Genomic DNA, 16943 nt, shown 5'->3' on the forward strand with positions numbered 1-16943 from the left:
GTCACCCCGACTTGGCCGAGTCCCGCTGGTTCTTGTTGAACTCGGCCACGTTGCGCCGGTGTTCCTCGAAGCTGTTGGTGAAGCGGGTGTCCCCGGGCTTCACCGTCACGAAGTACAGCCAGTCCCCCGGGGTCGGGTTGATCGCCGCGCGCATCGCCTCCTCGCCCGGGTTGTCGATCGGGGTCGGTGGCAGACCCATGCGCTGGTACGAGTTGTAAGGGCTGTCGATGCGGGTGTCGGCGCTGGTCGTCCTCAGGGTGGAGCGGTTCAGCCCGTAGTTGATGGTGGAGTCCATCTGCAACGGCATCCCGCGCTCCAGGCGGTTGAAGATGACCCGGGCCACCTTCCCCATGTCGGCCTCGGTCGCCGCCTCGGCCTGGACGATGCTCGCGATGGTGACGGCCTGGTAGACGTTCATCGCGTTGCGCTGGGCGCCGGCCGCGATCGGGGCGCCGTTGAACTTCTTGTTCGCGGTGTCGACCATGAACGAGAGCAGCGCCTCGGGCGTCGTCTTCTTCCCGTGCCGCTCCAGTGGGTACGTCGCCGGGAAGAGATAACCCTCCGGGTTGCCCTCCGCTTCGTCGGGCAGCTTCAGGTGCGCCTTGGCCAGGGACTTCTTGGTGGTGCCCGGAGGCCGGGCGAGGGCCTTGTCGACTGCGTCGTAGATCTGCCCGGCCCGCCGGCCCTCCGGGATCACCAGGGTGGTCGACTCCCTCTGCCCCCCGCCCCGCAGGCTGAGCAGCGGCACCGCCACGGCGGTGCCGGCCACGACGGCCCCGGTCGCGATGAGGACGAGTCGGCCCCGGCGCGTCAGTCGAATCGTGCTCCGTGGCGGAGTGTTCCTGTGCATGCGGGCACGGTAACCCGCATATCGTCACAAACCAGGCATATCTTCGGCTTGTCGGTTTCGGTTCAGCTGGTCGGTTCCAGTTGCGCGTCCCCGTGCGCGGGGTCCAGTCGGGCGTCCCGGCGTACGAGCTCCGCGTACCGCCCCTCCTGCTCCAGCAGCTCCTCGTGCGTACCGCGCTCGGCCACTCGCCCGGAGTCGAGGACCACGATCTGGTCGGCGTTCCGGATGGTGGACAGGCGGTGCGCGATGGTGAGGGTGGTGCGATTGGCTGAGAGCGCGTCGATGGCCTCCTGCACGGCGTGCTCGGTCCGGGTGTCCAGCGCGCTGGTCGCCTCGTCCAGGATGAGGACGGGAGGGTCTCGCAGAATGGTCCGCGCGATGGCCAGGCGCTGCTTCTCCCCACCGGAGAACCGGTGGCCGCGCTCGCCCACGACCGTCTCGTACCCGTCCGGCAGCGAGGCGATGTGGTCGTGGATCTGGGCGGCCCGGGCCGCCTGCTCGATCTCCTCGTCGGTCGCGTCCGGCTTGGCGAAGCGCAGGTTGTCGGCGACCGAGGCATGGAAGAGGTACGTCTCCTGCGAGACGACCCCGATACCCCGCGCGAGGGTGTCGAAGTCCAGGTCGCGGACATCGACCCCGTCGAGGGTGACCCGGCCGCCCGTCACGTCGTAGAGCCGCGGGACCAGATAGCCGAGCGTGGACTTGCCGGCGCCGGTCGGGCCGACGACCGCGAGGCTGCTGCCCGCGGGGACGTCGATGTCGACGCCGTCGAGGATGGGGCCCCGCTCGTCGTCGCTGTCGTACCGGAACTCCACGTTCTCCAGGCGGACCTCGCCCTTGACGCGGTCGAGGTGGACCGGGTTCTCCCGCTCGGTGATGTCGATGGGCAGGTCGAGGTACTCGAAGATGCGCTGGAAGAGCGCCAGGGAGGTCTGGATCTGGACGCCGGTCGACAGGAGGCTCACGGCCGGGCGGAACAGGCCCTGCTGGAGCGAGACGAAGGCAACGATGGTGCCGATCGAGATGTCCGGGCCGCCGGTCCGCAGGGCGAGACCCGCGGTCCAGTAGATGACGGCGGGCATCGCGGACATGACGATCCCGATGACGGCCATGCGCCAGCGGCCTGCCATGTTCGACCTGACTTCGAGGTCGACCAGGCCCTCGGACTCGTCGGCGAAGGACCGGGTCAGCGAGTCGGAGCGGCCCATGGTGCGGCCGAGCAGGATGCCGCTGACGGAGAGCGACTCGGTGACGGTCGCGGCCATCGCGGCCATCTGCTTCTGGCGCTGGGTGGTGATCTTCTTGCGTTCGTTGCCGACCCTGCGGCTGATCCACACGAACACCGGGAGCAGCAGCAGCGAGACCACCGTCAGGCGCCAGTCGAGGGCGATCATCGCGACGATCGTGGCGATGACGCTGGTCAGGTTGGAGACCAGGGAGGTGGCCGTCGAGGTGACGGTGGCCTGCATGCCGCCGATGTCGTTGGCGATGCGGGACTGCACCTCGCCGGTGCGGGTGCGGGTGAAGAAGGCGAGCGACATGCGCTGCAGGCGGCCGTAGACGGCGGTGCGCAGGTCGTGCATGACGCGCTGGCCGACCGTCGTGGAGATGAGGGTCTGCAGGACGCCGAAGATGCCGGTGAGGACGGCACTGAGGATCATGCCCAGCGCGAGCAGGCTGAGCAGTCCGGTGCGGCCCTCGGGGATGGCCACGTCCAGCGTTTCCTTCAGCAGGAACGGGGTGGCCACCGTGACGAGGGAGGAGGCGCCGACCAGCAGGCCGACGACGGCGAGCCTGGCGCGGTACGGCTTGAAGAGCCGGAGGATACGGCGCACCTGACGCGGTTGGTCCGTCGAGGTGCCGGGTGCGGGGGTCCAGTCGATGTGATCGCGGGGCATGGTCTCCTACGGAGGGTGAGGTGATGCGGACCAGCGGAGCCTAGCTCATTGTTACCTATGCTCACAATGAACCAGGTCCTGATATTGTTCCCGCATGACCACGCCAGATTCCGACAGCCTGCTCGCCGAGCAGTTGCTCAGGCTCACGCGCCGGGTGCACCGCATCCAGAAGCGCCAGCTCCATGAGCGCGGTCTCGGCGTGACTCCGGCCCAGTCCCGGCTGCTGCGCACCCTCGCCCACTGGGAGACGCCGCCCCGCATGGCCGATCTCGCGGAGCGGCTGGAGGTGGTGCCGCGTGCGGTGACGAGCCTGGTCGACGGCCTGGAGGCGGGCGGCAAGGTCCGGCGCGTGCCCGATCCGGCCAACCGGCGGGCGATCCGCATCGAGCTCACCGAGGACGGCGTGAAGACGCTCCAGGAGCTGCGGGACGTGCGCAGGGCCGCCGCGGAGGAGACCCTCGCCCCCTTGTCGGGCGAACAGCGCGAGGTGCTGAGCCAGTTGCTGGACACATTGGCGGACGGACCGTGCTGAACGGGGTGTGGCCACCACTTGGGCGAAGTGGTGGCCACACCCCGTTCGGGGACCGGTGCCAGCTCAGGAGTCGGTGTCAGCTCATGGACCGGTTTCAGCTCATGGACCGGTGTCAGCTCATGGATCGGTTTCAGCTCATGGATCGGTTTCAGCCGACCTCGGCCACCGGTTCTTTGGCGGTCGGAGCCGGTACAGGCTCCTCGTCCGCCTCGGGCACGACCTCGCCGCCCAGCACCTGCTTGGCCCTGTCGATGTCCAGCGCCCCCTCCCAGCGGGAGACCGCGAAGACCGCGACGCAGTTGCCGAGCAGGTTCGTCACGACGCGCATCGAGTCCATGATGCGGTCCACGCCGAGGAGCAGGGCGACGGCACCGGCGGGGATCGCGCCGAGCGAGGAGGCGGTCGCGGACAGGGCGAGGAAGGCCGAGCCGGGGATGCCCGCCATACCCTTGCTGGTCAGCATCAGCACCAGGACCACGGTGATCTGCTGGCCCAGGCTGAGGTCGACGCCGACCGCCTGGGCGATGAACAGCGTGCCGATGGAGAGGTAGAGCGAGGCGCCGTCCAGGTTGAAGGAGTAACCGGTCGGCAGCACCAGGCCGACCGCGTCGTCGCGGGCGCCGGCCTTGCGCAGCTTCTGCATCACGCGCGGCATGACGGACTCGGTGGACGCGGTGCCGAGTGCGAGCAGCATCTCCTCGCGGATGTAGCGCAGGAACTTCCAGAGGCTGAGCCCGGTGACCGCCTTGAGCGCGACGGCGAGCAGCACGATGAAGAGCGCGGCTGCCGCGTAGCACAGGACGATCAGCTTGGCGTAGGTCTCGATGACGCCGAGGCCGTACTGGCCGATCAGGACGGCCATCGCGCCGAAGACCGCGATCGGCGCGAGACGCATCACGAAACCGACGACCGCGAAGATGATCTCCTGGGCCTGCTCGATGGCGGGCAGCACCTGCGGGACCCTGGTGTGACCGAGGTGCAGCAATGCTGCGCCCACCAGACAGGCCAGGATGAGCACCTGGAGCAGGGAGTTCTCGGCGAAGGCGCCGATGAAACTGGTGGGCAGCGCGTTCACGATGAACTCGGTCGTCGAGGGCAGGTGCCCGCCGCCGGTCTTGGCGTCGACGGCCGCGGTGTCGAGCGTGGCCGGGTCGACATGCATACCCGAGCCGGGCTGGACGATGTTGGCGGCGAGCAGGCCGATGATCAGCGCGAGGGTGCTCGCGACCTCGAACCAGATCAGCGCCTTGAGCCCGATCCGGCCGAAGGCCCTCAGGTCACCGGCCTTGGCGATGCCGACGACGACCACGCAGAACACGAGCGGCGAGATGATCGTCTTGATGAGCCGGGTGAAGCCGTCGCCGAGCGGCTGGAGGTCCGAGGCGAAGCCCGGCCACAGCTTTCCGACGAGGACACCGAGCACGAGCGCGCAGGCCACCTGTGCGAAGAGAGAGGTACGCAGTATGCGTGCGACACGTCGCGGCAGGGACGGGACGGACGGCGGCACGGGCACTCCTTGAGCGACGGGGGACGCGCAGCAGCCTGGGGGAGACTTCTGCGATACGGAAAGCGGCTTCCGTGATGCCTACTCTGGAGGGCCCGTTGATCACGCGCGAAACCGTCGCGTTTCAGCCGCGTAAATCACCCCACCTGTGACGCGTCGCACACAACTCTCCTCAGCAGCCGCTGCGTTGCTCGGTCAGCACCCCCTGGACGGTGGCGAGGAAGCGGTCGTAGCAGCCGGCCGAACCGCGGATCCGATAGCGCTCACTCGTCGTACCGATCGCGTGCCGCTGGTCGCGCGGGACGTTGATCGTGTACGTGGCGTCGCCCGCGTAGGTGTCGTCGAGCCGGTACCACCCCGAGCGGTGGCCCGCTCGCGTCATGGTGACGTCAGCGTGATCACCGAGGGTCAGTACGGTGCGCAGCCGGTCGCCCGTGCCGATCGTGGTCGTGCCGTCCATCGTGTACGTGCGGTGGGTACGGGTGGTCCGGGCCGGGCCGCGGCCGTCGACGGTGACCGACTCGTCGTCGGCCCAGGTCGCCTTGAGCGCGTCTGGGTTCTCACCGTCGGCCCAGCGGTGGGTGGAGGTGTTGGCCAGCGAGCGGCGGACGGTGGTCGTGACGCGGCCGTGCGAGGTGTCGACGTATCCGGCGACGGTGAGCCGGTGGTCACCCTCGGTGTCCACCCGGTGTTCCGAACCGGGTGTGTACGTCGAGGTGTCGGCGAGGTCGCCGCTTGTGAGTGCGGTGAGCTTCCCGGTGACGTGGGCGCGTTCGGCGTCCTGCCAGACGAGGACGTTCACGGGGGTGCTCCAGCCCGGCTGCCCCTGGGGGACGCCGACGACCGAGACCTCCACGCGGTGCGGCCGCCCGTCGTTGAGGATGCCGGCGAAGGGGGTCAGGTCGTATTCGATCGGCTTGATGTCGAAGGCGCGGGGGCCTGGGACGACGTACCAGAGGAAGGGATTTGACCAGCCACCGGTCCACACGGTCGGGAACGGGGCGGCGATGCCCGCGAGCCGACCGTCCACGTTGATCTGCACCTCGCGGTAGGGGCCGCCGTCGGCCTGGCAGGAGTACGGGGCGTTCGACGGGACCGCCAGGTACCAGTACTCCTCGCAGCCGCCGCCCGAGCCGGTGGCGTACACCTCGGCGACGATGCGTTCGCTGTTGCGCGGGGTGGTGAGGGTGCCCCCGTCGAGCGTCAGCACGCGGTCCGGCGCCGAGGCCTCGCGCCCCGGGTAGAAGGTGAGCGTGACCTTGACGTCGATGATCCCGGTGTACGTGTCGTCGACCACGTTTCCGATGAGCATCTCGATGTCGTGGCGGGCGCGGAACGTGTCGCTGTAGCGCGTGACGTCCTTCTCGACGGACCACTCGATGCCGTCGGGCGAGGGCTCGGGTGTGGAGGTACGGAAGATCTCGACCCCGCCGATGTGCAGATACCCGAGCCGGTCGAACTGCCGCCCCTTGACCTTGCCGTCCATGCGCAGCACGACCTTGCTCCAGCGGTCGCCGCAGCCCTCGGGCGGTGTGTAGGTGCCGGTGTACGGCGTGAAGTCGCGGAACTGCGCTTCGGCGACCGTGACTCGGCAGGACCTGCCCGAAGGCCTGGCGACGGGCGGGGCCGCGGTGATGGGGTCGTGCCAGTCGGTGCCGAACTCCGCGGGGGCGTCGGCCTGTCGGGCGTCGGGGGATCCGGCGTCCGCCGACTGGGCGGGTGCCGCTCCGAGCAGGGTGCTCGCCAGAAGGGTCGCTCCTGCGAGCATGGACATGACGATCCGTCTCTTCATGGCCGTGTTCTACGGCGAGTCGGGCGTCTCCCGCAATGACGCCTCCCTCATCGGCCTCAGTCGTCCAGGTCCGCCCTGTCCCCCATCACCACCACGGGATGCCGATCCGGATCGAGCGTGCGCAGCAGATACCGCATCGCCGACCGGGACACGCTGACACAGGCCGACGTGCCGCCGCCGTGGTCCAGGTGCAGCCAGATGCCGCCGCCCTTGGCATAACCCCCGGGCCGCGTCTGGTTGTTCGGCGGGGTGCCCTCGACCCGGTTGTAGTCGATGGCGATGACGTGGTCGAAGTCGTGCCAGTAGGACTTCGGCCACCAGCGCGGGGCCGCGATGGCAGCGGACCGCGTGTATGGCAGCCGGGCCCCGGGGGCCGGCAGCACGCCCCCGGCGTCGCTGAGCGTGAACACGCCGACGGGGCTGCGCCTGTCGCCCTCGTGATGGTCGGTGGTCCAGCCCTTCCTGCCGTTGTGCGCGGGCCAGCCGCGGACCCGGTGCCATCCGGATCCGCGCTTGGTGTAGAGCACGACGGTGGCGTCCGGGGAGTCCTTGCCGTCGCCGTAGACCGCGACGACCTGGCGGGAGGCGACGGGGATGCGGCGCTGGAGACGGTCGCCGACGCCGGGGACGCGGGTGGGGGCGGGGCCGGGCTTGTCCGCGGCCTCGGGGTGCTCGCCGCCGCTGGGTTCCGGGCCGCCACCGCTGCACCCTCCCAGGGGGATCAGCAGCGCCGCCAGGACCGTCGCCGTCACCACGGCACACCGCACGCCTCCGACTCGCATCGCTCCATGCTCCCACCCCGGTCCGGGGAAGGCCGATTCCGCGGACGCAGCCGGATCCGTACGGCGCGGCGGAAAACCTGTTGCCTCCGACCACGCTCTGCCGCGAACCTTTCACGGTTTGCAGCCGCAGTGTGCGGCTTCCTCCCATCCCCCTGACACGAGCCACCACAAGCCACTGGGACATCACACGTCATGCAGATCCAAGACCTTCCGTATCCCGACCCGGGAGTGCCGGACGCACGCTCGGGCCCCCGGTTCCTGTGGTGGCTCTTCAGGAACCAGCTGGGCGGACAGCTCAAATCCCTGGCCTGGGGGCTCCTGCACTTCCTCTCCGTCTCCGCGCTTCCCTTCTGCGTCGGCGTGGCCATCCAGGCGGTCGTGGACCACTCCGGCCGCCGACTCGCCCTCGCGGGCGGCCTGCTGGCGCTGTGCTGCCTCGGCAGCGCGCTCGGCGACACCTTCCTGCACCGCACCGCCGTCACCAACTGGATCACGGCCGCCGCGCGCGTCCAGCAGTTGCTGGCCCACAAGGCCGCCAACCTTGGCTCGGCGCTGACCCGGCGGGTCGCGGCCGGCGAGGTCGTGGCCGTCTCCACCGGTGACGTCGAGAAGATCGGCTGGTTCGTGGAGGCCTGGTCACGGTTCACCGCGGCCGCCGTCACCATCGTCGTGGTCTGCGCCGGACTGGTCGTCTACCAGCCGGCACTCGGCGGAGTCGTCGCCGTGGGCCTGCCCTTCCTGGCTCTCGCGGCACTGCCGCTGCTGCCCCGCGCGACCAGACGCGCCGACTTCCAGCGCGAGAAGGCGGGCCGGGCCACCGAGCTGGCCTCCGACACGGTCGCCGGTCTGCGGGTGCTGCGCGGCATCGGCGGCGAGGAGCTCTTCCTCGACCGCTATCGCAAGGCCTCCCAGGAGGTCCGCCACGCGGCCGTGCGCAGTGCCCGCATGTGGTCCCTGATCGCCGCGATCCAGGTGCTGCTGCCGGGGCTGCTGCTGATCGCGATCGTCTGGTACGGCGTCCATCTGGCCCGGCAGGGCCGCGTCGAGATCGGCGAACTGGTCACCGTCTACAGCTCGGTCATGATCCTCACCTATCCGCTGCGGCACTTCGAGGAGATCGCCATGGCGTACTCCTTCTCCCGGCCCTCGGCCACCCGGGCCGCCCGGGTGCTGTCGCTGGAGCGGGCCACGTCCGCCGAAGGATCGCCGGACAGGGCCGGGGACAGCTCGCCGAGCGGGGATCTGTACGACCCGGCCACCGGTCTGCTCGCCCCCTCCGGCCGGCTCACCGCGGTGGTGTGCGGCGACCCGGACGCGGCGGGGCTGCTGGCCGAACGCCTCGGCGGGCACCCTTCGCAAGAGAGCACATCGGTGCTGCTCGGCGGGGTGCCGCTGGACGAGCTGCCGCTTGGCTCGGCGCGCACGGCGGTGCTGGTCCAGGACAAGGACCCGGTCCTGCTCTCCGGGACCCTGCGCGAACTGCTCGACGTGCCCGCCTCGGGTGACGTCGGCGCCGAGGAGGCGCTCGCGGCCGCGCAGTGCGCGGATGTGCTGGCCGCCCTGGTCCAGGGGTCGTTGGACGCCGCGGACCCTCTGGACGCGCGCATCACCGAACGCGGGCGGTCCCTGTCGGGCGGCCAGCGCCAGCGGCTCGCCCTGGCTCGGTCGCTGTTCACCGACCCGGAGGTGCTCGTCCTGGACGAGCCGACCTCCGCCGTCGACTCGCACACCGAGGCACGGATCGCGGAAGGTGTGCGGGCCCTGCGGGCCGGGCGCACGACCGTGGTGTTCACCTCCTCGCCGCTGCTCCTGGACCACGCCGACCGCGTGGTGCTCGTGCACGAGGGCGAGGTCGCGGCGGTCGGCGTGCACCGCGAACTGGTGCACAAGGAGCCGCGGTACCGGGCGATCGTCACCCGCGAGACGGACGAAGAGACCGCGTCGCACGACGTACAGCACGAGCAGGACGCGCTGAACGAGCAAGACGTACGGCGCGAGCAGCAACACGTACTGCACGAGCGGCAAGACGTACTGCACGAACTGGAAGAGATCGAGGAGAGCGCATGATCGGCGTGGCGCCACCGGCCTACGACCCGGCGGCACCGACCACCGCGAACACCCTGCCCGTCGGAGCCACCGCGACCGTACGGGCCTACGTGGCCGAACTGTTCCACCGGCACCGCCGCGCCTTCGGCCTCCTCGTCGGCGTCAACACCGTCGCGGTGGTGGCCTCCATGGTCGGCCCGTGGCTCCTCGGCGACCTCGTCGAGCGGGTGTCGGACGGGGCCCGGGAACTCCATCTGGAGCTGACCGCCGCACTGTTCGTCATCGCGCTGGTCGTCCAGGCGGTGTTCGTCCGACAGGTGCGGCTGCGTGGTTCGATGCTCGGCGAGCGCATGCTGGCCGACCTGCGCGAGGACTTCCTCGTCCGGGCGGTCGGCCTGCCGCCGGGCATCCTTGAGCGGGCCGGAACCGGTGACCTGCTGTCCCGGATCACGACGGACATCGACCGGCTCGGCAACGCGATGCGCGAGGCCGTGCCACAGTTGGCGATCGGTGTGGTGTGGGCGGCCCTGCTCCTCGGCGGGCTCGTGATCACCGCGCCGCCCCTGGCCGCCGCCGTACTGCTCGCCCTGCCCGTACTCGTCATCGGCTGCCGCTGGTACTTCAAGCGGGCGCCCTCGGCCTATCGCTCGGAGGCCGCCGGATACGCCGCCGTGGCCGCCGCGCTCGCGGAGACCGTGGACGCCGGCCGCACCGTCGAGGCGCACCGGCTGAGCGCGCGTCGCATCGAGCTGTCGGAGCGGCGGATCAAGGAGTGGACCGCCTGGGAGCGCTACACCCTGTGGCTGCGATCGGTGCTCTTCCCGTGCATCAACGTCAGTCACGTGATGATCCTCTCGTCGGTGCTGATGGTCGGCGGGGTGTTCGTCCTCCAGGGCTGGATCGGGGTCGGCCAGCTGACGACGGGCGCGCTGATCGCGCAGATGCTGGTCGACCCGGTCGGGCTGATCCTGCGCTGGTACGACGAGCTGCAGGTGGCGCAGGTGTCGCTGGCCCGGCTGGTCGGGGTCCGGGACATCGAGCCGGCCGGCGGGGATGCCGGGCTCGCTCCAAAGGGGCGGGACGTCCACGCCGACCGGGTGCACTTCGGCTATCTGGAAGGCGTGGACGTCCTGCGCAAGGTGTCCCTGGAGGTCGCGCCCGGCACCAGGCTGGCGCTGGTCGGCCCCTCGGGCGCCGGCAAGTCCACCCTGGGCAGGTTGCTCGCCGGCATCTACGCGCCCCGGGACGGCCGGATCACCCTCGGCGGGGCCGAACTGTCCCGGATGTCCGCCGAACGGGTCCGTGAGCATGTGGCCCTCGTCAACCAGGAACACCACGTCTTCGTGGGCTCCCTGCGCGACAACCTCCTGCTCGCCCGGACGGACGCCACGGACGCCGAGCTCTGGGCGGCCCTCGGCGCGGTCGACGCGGACGGATGGGCGCGGGCGCTGGACGACGGCCTCGACACCGAGGTCGGCTCCGGCGGGCTGACCGTCACTCCGGCCCAGGCCCAGCAGGTCGCACTGGCCCGGCTGGTGCTGGCCGACCCGCACACGCTGGTCCTGGACGAGGCGACGTCGCTGCTGGATCCCCGGGCGGCGCGTCACCTGGAACGCTCCCTGGCCCGCGTCCTCGACGGCCGCACCGTGGTCGCCATCGCCCACCGCCTGCACACCGCCCACGACGCGGATGTCATCGCCGTCGTGGAGAACGGCCGCATCAGCGAACTGGGCAGCCATGACGAGCTGGTCGCGGCGGACGGGGCGTATGCGGCGTTGTGGAGGTCTTGGCACGGGTGACGGGGCACGGGTGAGTTGGCACGGGTGAGGGGTCGGGGGCGGGTGAGGGGGTCGGGGGCGGCGGGAGGCCGGGCGTCAGGTGCCGGACTCGGGTTCGCGGATGCCCGGGTCCGGAGATGCTGTGTGGGAGGCCGGGCGACGGCCGCTCCCTCCCACATCCCAGCCCTTCCGGACACCCGCACAACGCCGCTCGTCCCCTCGGACACCCGCACGGCACGCCCCACCCACCGAGACCCGCACAGCCCACACCCCGCCCCGCCCATCAACCACGCACCCCCCACCCCGGCCCCCATCACCCGCTCCAGCCAGCGCAGCGACCACGTGGCGTTGCGCAGTCCCGAAAGGGAGTGGAAGGCTGGACAGCAACACCGGCTCAGGGAGCGCCCGCGGACGGCACCGTTCGACGGCGGGCGCGGCGAGTGCCCCGTGAGGCCGTGGTCCGCCACGGGCCGCGAGAGGACCGGGTCCGTCCCCTTCACCTGGAGGAAACCGTGGACAGCTCCGACGGATGGGGAGACGACGTCTACCAGCCCGACGGATCCGACATCCAGGACGACGCGGGTCTGCTCGACGCGGAGGACACCCTGGAGGACGACGGAGTCGGCGATCCCCTCGACCGCGGCTGGTCCCCGCCGGAGCGACCGTGGGCGGTCGAGCACAGCGGTGTGACGGCCGCGGAGCGCCGGGAGGGCGAGACCCTGGAGCAACGGCTCGCCGAGGAGACACCCGACCTCGCACCGTCCGACGGTGACGGCATCGGCGACAGCGACGGCACCGACGGCGAGCTCCTGGACAACGAGGTCGGCACCCTGCGTTCCGGCCGTCTCGTGGCCCCCGACGAGGGGGCTCACGAGGACGAGGAGAGCGCGCTGGTCGCCACGGACGTGGGCATCGACGGTGCCGCGGCGTCCGCGGAAGAGGCCGCGATGCACGTCGTCGACGAGGATTCCCTGTCCGGCTGACCGTCGCGGCCGCCCGGCCGTTTCCGCCCCGCCCACCGCACTGCCCGTGCCGTACCGCGGGCCTCCCGAGGAGCATCCATGCAGCAGGACAAGCACCCCGACTACCACGAGGTCGTCTTCCGCGACCGCTCCGCCGGCTACGCCTTCCTGACCCGGTCCACGGCCACCAGCGACCAGACCATCGAGTGGGACGACGGTGAGACCTACCCGGTGGTGGACGTGGAGATCTCCTCCGAGAGCCACCCCTTCTACACCGGCAAGGCGCGGACGGTGGATTCCGAGGGACGCGTGGCCGCTTTCGAACGGCGCTACGGCGGCGGGACCGGTCAGAGCAGCTGACGGAGGACGTGGGCGCTTCGGCCTCAGATGAAGTTGAGCGCCGCCGCGCAGCCCACTCCCCCGAGCAGCATGAACGCCGGCATCAGCACCTTCAGCTCGACCCAGCTGCCGGCCCGGAAACGCATGACCTTCGGCGGGCCGATCGGGTACCAACGCTTGCGGCCCACCGGGATCGGCCACAGGATCGGGCAGCCGGACACCGTCAGCGCGTCCCCGATGTCGTGCACGAGCGCGCCCAGCACGACGGGCAGACCCAGCCACAGGTACTCCTGGCCCGGCTGCGTGAACAGCCAGTTCGAACCGTTGCCCGGCTTGTCCAGGACGCCCGCGATGATCCACGCGCTGGTCGCGGCCAGCAGCCACACCAGGACGTCGGCGCTGGAGCCCCGGGTCGCCCGCCACAGCAGGCCCTCGATGGCCAGCACCATGTGCGCGAACAGGATCGCCAGCACCGCCCAGCGGCCACCGGTGATCGCCGCCACCGAGCAGCCCGCGCCGATCAGCACCGCCCACAGCCAGGTGTGGGTGAGCGTGCGGTGCCCGCCGGAGCGACGCGGGTCCCCCTGCTTCTTGGTGGCCTTGTAGACGGCGTAGGAGAGCTTGTCGACGATCTCGCACAGGGCCCGTGAGATCGGCCCGAAGGCCCGCGAGATGGTGGCTGCCTTGTGGTCGAGGTCGGGGGCGAGCGCGGCCCCCGCGCAGATCAGCGCTCCGGCCAGCAGTACGGGCCACGGCATGGTGTGCCCCGTGGCGGCGGCCGCCGCTCCTACGCCCAGCCAGGCCGCGGCGCCCGACAGCGAGTGTGCTGGTCCCATCATCGGCGTTGCCCGCCCCATTCCTCGTGTGCCACTGTCCAGTTGACCGGCGCCGCTGACGCTTCGTCGGCGACACAGCGTACTGGTCGTGATCTTCGGACTCGCATCCGATTCCCCCATCGGGCATCCGGGCAGGCAAGATGGGTGGGTGACCCTCATCGATCAGCTGCCGCCGACCGCCGACCCCGACGCCCTCTACGAAGCCTTCGAGTCGTGGGCCGAGGAGCGGGGGCTGACGCTCTACCCCCATCAGGAGGAGGCGCTGATCGAGGTGGTCTCCGGCGCCAACGTGATCGTGTCGACGCCCACCGGCTCCGGCAAGAGCATGATCGCGGCGGGTGCGCACTTCGCCGCCCTCGCCCGTGACGAGGTCACCTTCTACACCGCGCCCATCAAGGCGCTCGTGTCGGAGAAGTTCTTCGAGCTGTGCAAGATGTTCGGCACGGAGAACGTCGGCATGCTGACCGGCGACGCCTCCGTCAACGCCGACGCCCCCGTCATCTGCTGCACCGCCGAGGTGCTGGCGTCGATCGCGCTGCGCGACGGCAAGAACGCCGACGTCGGCCAGGTCGTCATGGACGAGTTCCACTTCTACGCCGAGGCGGACCGCGGCTGGGCCTGGCAGATCCCGATCCTGGAGCTGCCCCAGGCGCAGTTCGTCCTGATGTCGGCCACGCTCGGCGATGTCGCGATGTTCGAGAAGGACCTGACCCGGCGCACCGGCCGACCGACGTCGGTGGTCCGCTCGGCCACCCGTCCGGTCCCCCTCTCCTACGAGTACAAGTTCACCCCGCTCACCGAGACCCTGACGGAACTCCTGGAGACCAAGCAGGCACCGGTGTACATCGTGCACTTCACGCAGGCGCAGGCCGTGGAGCGGGCGCAGGCGCTGATGAGCATCAACATGTGTACGCGCGAGGAGAAGGACCAGATCGCCGACCTGATCGGCAACTTCCGCTTCACCACCAAGTTCGGCCGCAACCTCTCCCGTTACGTCCGGCACGGCATCGGCGTGCACCACGCCGGCATGCTGCCCAAGTACCGGCGGCTGGTGGAGAAGCTCGCGCAGGCAGGTCTGCTGAAGGTCATCTGCGGCACCGACACCCTCGGCGTCGGTGTCAACGTGCCCATTCGCACGGTGCTGTTCACGGCGCTGACCAAGTACGACGGCAACCGTGTGCGCACCCTGCGCGCCCGCGAGTTCCACCAGATCGCGGGCCGCGCGGGCCGGGCGGGCTACGACACGGCGGGCTTCGTCGTCGCCCAGGCTCCCGAGCACGTCATCGAGAACGAGAAGGCGCTCGCCAAGGCGGGCGACGACCCGAAGAAGCGCCGCAAGGTCGTCCGCAAGAAGGCGCCCGAGGGATTCGTCGCCTGGTCGGAGAACACCTTCGAGAAGCTCATCACTTCCGAGCCGGAGCCGCTGACGTCCCGTTTCCGGGTCACCCACACGATGCTGCTGTCGGTCATCGCCCGTCCCGGCAACGCCTTCGCGGCGATGCGGCATCTCCTGGAGGACAACCACGAGCCGCGCAAGCAGCAGCTGAAGCACATCCGGCGGGCGATCGCCATCTACCGCTCGCTGCTGGACGGCGGCATCGTCGAAAAACTCGACGAACCCGACGCCAGCGGCCGCATCGTACGGCTCACCGTGGACCTCCAGCAGGACTTCGCTCTCAACCAGCCGCTGTCCACGTTCGCGCTCGCCGCCTTCGAGCTGCTCGACCCCGAGTCGCCGTCCTACGCCCTGGACATGGTGTCCGTGGTGGAGTCCACGCTGGACGACCCCCGGCAGATCCTGGTCGCCCAGCTGAACAAGGCGAAGGGCGAGGCCGTGGCCGCGATGAAGGCGGACGGCGTCGAGTACGAGGAGCGCATGGAACGCCTCCAGGACATCTCGTACCCGAAGCCCCTGGAGGAGCTGCTCTTCCACGCGTACGACACCTACCGCAAGAGCCACCCCTGGGTCGGCGACCATCCGCTCTCCCCCAAGTCGGTCATCCGTGACATGTACGAACGGGCCATGTCCTTCACGGAGTTGGTGTCCTTCTACGAGCTGGCACGCACCGAGGGCATCGTCCTGCGCTACCTCGCGAGTGCCTACAAGGCGCTCGACCACAACATCCCGGACGACCTCAAGTCCGAGGATCTGCAGGACCTGATCGAGTGGCTCGGCGAGACGGTCCGCCAGGTCGACTCCAGCCTCCTGGACGAGTGGGAGCAGCTCGCCAACCCGGAGCAGATGACCGCCGAGGAGGCCCAGGAGAAGGCCGACGAGGTCAAGCCCGTCACCGCCAACGCGCGCGCCTTCCGGGTCCTGGTCCGCAACGCCCTGTTCCGCCGCGTCGAGCTCGCGGCCCTGGACCAGGTCGAGGAGCTCGGCGAGATGGACGGCGAGGCCGGCTGGGACGCCGACGCGTGGGGCGAGGCGATGGACAAGTACTGGGACGAGTACGACGACCTCGGCACCGGCCCGGACGCCCGCGGTCCCAAGCTGCTGCGGATCGAGGAGGAGCCGCAGCACCGGCTGTGGCGCGTACGGCAGACTTTCGCCGACCCGAACGGCGACCACGACTGGGGCATCAGCGCGGAGATCGACCTCACCGCGTCCGACGCCGAGGGCCGCGCGGTCGTCCGGGTCACCGATGTCGGCCAGCTGTGAGCCCGCGGCCGGTTGTGAGCCCCAGTCCGGTTGCGAGCCGAAGCCCGGTTGCGAGCCGGCGCCCGGCTGTGAGCCAAGGAGAATCCCACCCATGACCAACCCGGCCGAGAGGCTCGTCGACCTGCTCGACCTGGAGCAGATCGAGGTCAACATCTTCCGTGGCCGAAGCCCGCACGAGTCCCTCCAGCGGGTCTTCGGCGGCCAGGTGGCGGGCCAGGCGCTGGTCGCCGCCGCCCGCACCACGGACGGCGAACGCCCGGTGCACTCGCTGCACGCGTACTTCCTGCGCCCGGGCCGGCCAGGCGTACCGATCGTGTACCAGGTCGAGCGGGTGCGGGACGGACGGTCGTTCACGACGCGCCGGGTCACCGCCGTGCAGCAGGGTCGCACGATCTTCAATCTCACCGCCTCCTTTCACAAGCCTGAGGAAGGTCCCTTCGAGCACCAACTGCCTCCCGCCCGCAAGGTCCCGGACCCGGAGTCCCTGCCGACGGTCGGGGACGAGATCCGGGAGCATCTGGGCGAACTGCCCGAGCAGTTGGAGCGGATGGCGCGCCGCCAGCCCTTCGACATCCGGTATGTGGACCGGTTGCGCTGGAGCGCAGAAGAGGTCAAGGACGCCGAGCCGCGGAGCGCGGTGTGGATGCGCGCGGTCGGGCCGCTCGGGGACGACCCGGTCGTGCACACCTGCGCGCTGACCTACGCGAGCGACATGACCCTCCTGGACGCCGTCCGCCTCCCGGTCCAGCCCTTGTGGGGCCCGCGGAGCTTCGACATCGCGTCGCTGGACCACGCCATGTGGTTCCACCGGCCGTTCCGCACCGACGAGTGGTTCCTGTACGACCAGGAGTCGCCGATCGCGACGGGTGGACGTGGTCTGGCCCGTGGCCGGATCTACGACCTGGAGGGACGTCTGCTGGTGTCCGTCGTCCAGGAGGGGCTGTTCCGGCCGCTGTAGGGCA

The 16943-nt window shown here is 70.3% G+C and carries 13 protein-coding genes; 7 read left to right on the top strand and 6 right to left on the bottom strand.

Annotated features, from left to right (window positions below; genetic code table 11):
* Nucleotide 1: 1 nt before the first annotated feature.
* On the bottom strand, nt 2-850 hold the full coding sequence (mltG, locus tag ABZT93_RS15850; RefSeq protein ID WP_356104388.1) for an endolytic transglycosylase MltG: 849 nt from the start codon (nt 848-850) through the stop codon (nt 2-4).
* 62 nt (nt 851-912) lie between these two features.
* The gene (locus ABZT93_RS15855) at nt 913-2748 is read right to left on the bottom strand and encodes an ABC transporter ATP-binding protein (protein ID WP_356104391.1); all 1836 of its coding nucleotides are present in this window, start codon (nt 2746-2748) and stop codon (nt 913-915) included.
* A gap of 94 nt (nt 2749-2842) precedes the next feature.
* Between ABZT93_RS15855 and ABZT93_RS15860 the strand changes: the two genes are divergently transcribed.
* Complete coding sequence (locus ABZT93_RS15860; protein WP_356104394.1) at nt 2843-3280, top strand: MarR family transcriptional regulator; 438 nt, start codon at nt 2843-2845, stop codon at nt 3278-3280.
* A gap of 148 nt (nt 3281-3428) precedes the next feature.
* On the opposite strand, the gene ABZT93_RS15865 is transcribed toward ABZT93_RS15860, so the two are convergent.
* The 3 genes from ABZT93_RS15865 to ABZT93_RS15875 all read right to left on the bottom strand — a co-directional run bounded on the left by ABZT93_RS15865 (nt 3429) and on the right by ABZT93_RS15875 (nt 7358).
* Nucleotides 3429-4787 carry a cation:dicarboxylase symporter family transporter gene (locus tag ABZT93_RS15865; protein WP_356104396.1) on the bottom strand — a complete coding sequence of 453 codons (1359 nt, stop codon included), beginning with the start codon at nt 4785-4787 and terminating at the stop codon, nt 3429-3431.
* 169 nt (nt 4788-4956) lie between these two features.
* On the bottom strand, nt 4957-6576 hold the full coding sequence (locus tag ABZT93_RS15870; RefSeq protein ID WP_356104399.1) for a peptide-N4-asparagine amidase: 1620 nt from the start codon (nt 6574-6576) through the stop codon (nt 4957-4959).
* Nucleotides 6577-6632: 56 nt separating this feature from the next.
* The gene (locus ABZT93_RS15875) at nt 6633-7358 is read right to left on the bottom strand and encodes a hypothetical protein (RefSeq protein ID WP_356104402.1); all 726 of its coding nucleotides are present in this window, start codon (nt 7356-7358) and stop codon (nt 6633-6635) included.
* A 192-nt stretch (nt 7359-7550) separates the two neighbouring features.
* Between ABZT93_RS15875 and ABZT93_RS15880 the strand changes: the two genes are divergently transcribed.
* The 4 genes from ABZT93_RS15880 to ABZT93_RS15895 all read left to right on the top strand — a co-directional run bounded on the left by ABZT93_RS15880 (nt 7551) and on the right by ABZT93_RS15895 (nt 12504).
* Entirely contained in the window at nt 7551-9425 is a 1875-nt protein-coding gene (locus ABZT93_RS15880) for an ABC transporter ATP-binding protein (protein ID WP_356104405.1), read from the top strand.
* Complete coding sequence (locus ABZT93_RS15885; protein WP_356104409.1) at nt 9422-11203, top strand: ABC transporter ATP-binding protein; 1782 nt, start codon at nt 9422-9424, stop codon at nt 11201-11203. The genes ABZT93_RS15880 and ABZT93_RS15885 overlap by 4 nt, the downstream gene beginning before the upstream one ends.
* A gap of 491 nt (nt 11204-11694) precedes the next feature.
* Nucleotides 11695-12165: a DUF5709 domain-containing protein gene (locus tag ABZT93_RS15890; protein WP_356104411.1), complete on the top strand. Its 471-nt coding sequence runs from the start codon at nt 11695-11697 to the stop codon at nt 12163-12165.
* Between the two features lie 78 nt (nt 12166-12243).
* On the top strand, nt 12244-12504 hold the full coding sequence (locus ABZT93_RS15895) for a type B 50S ribosomal protein L31 (RefSeq protein ID WP_356104415.1): 261 nt from the start codon (nt 12244-12246) through the stop codon (nt 12502-12504).
* A 23-nt stretch (nt 12505-12527) separates the two neighbouring features.
* Here the strand turns inward: ABZT93_RS15895 and ABZT93_RS15900 are convergent, their stop codons facing one another.
* Complete coding sequence (locus ABZT93_RS15900; RefSeq protein ID WP_356104418.1) at nt 12528-13322, bottom strand: metal-dependent hydrolase; 795 nt, start codon at nt 13320-13322, stop codon at nt 12528-12530.
* A 145-nt stretch (nt 13323-13467) separates the two neighbouring features.
* Between ABZT93_RS15900 and ABZT93_RS15905 the strand changes: the two genes are divergently transcribed.
* Nucleotides 13468-15981 carry a DUF3516 domain-containing protein gene (locus ABZT93_RS15905; protein WP_356104421.1) on the top strand — a complete coding sequence of 838 codons (2514 nt, stop codon included), beginning with the start codon at nt 13468-13470 and terminating at the stop codon, nt 15979-15981.
* A gap of 91 nt (nt 15982-16072) precedes the next feature.
* Complete coding sequence (locus ABZT93_RS15910; RefSeq protein WP_356104424.1) at nt 16073-16939, top strand: acyl-CoA thioesterase II; 867 nt, start codon at nt 16073-16075, stop codon at nt 16937-16939.
* Nucleotides 16940-16943: the final 4 nt, after the last annotated feature.

This window comes from Streptomyces sp. NPDC005303 (genome assembly GCF_040607335.1).
In the GTDB taxonomy this organism is placed as follows: Bacteria; Actinomycetota; Actinomycetes; order Streptomycetales; family Streptomycetaceae; genus Streptomyces.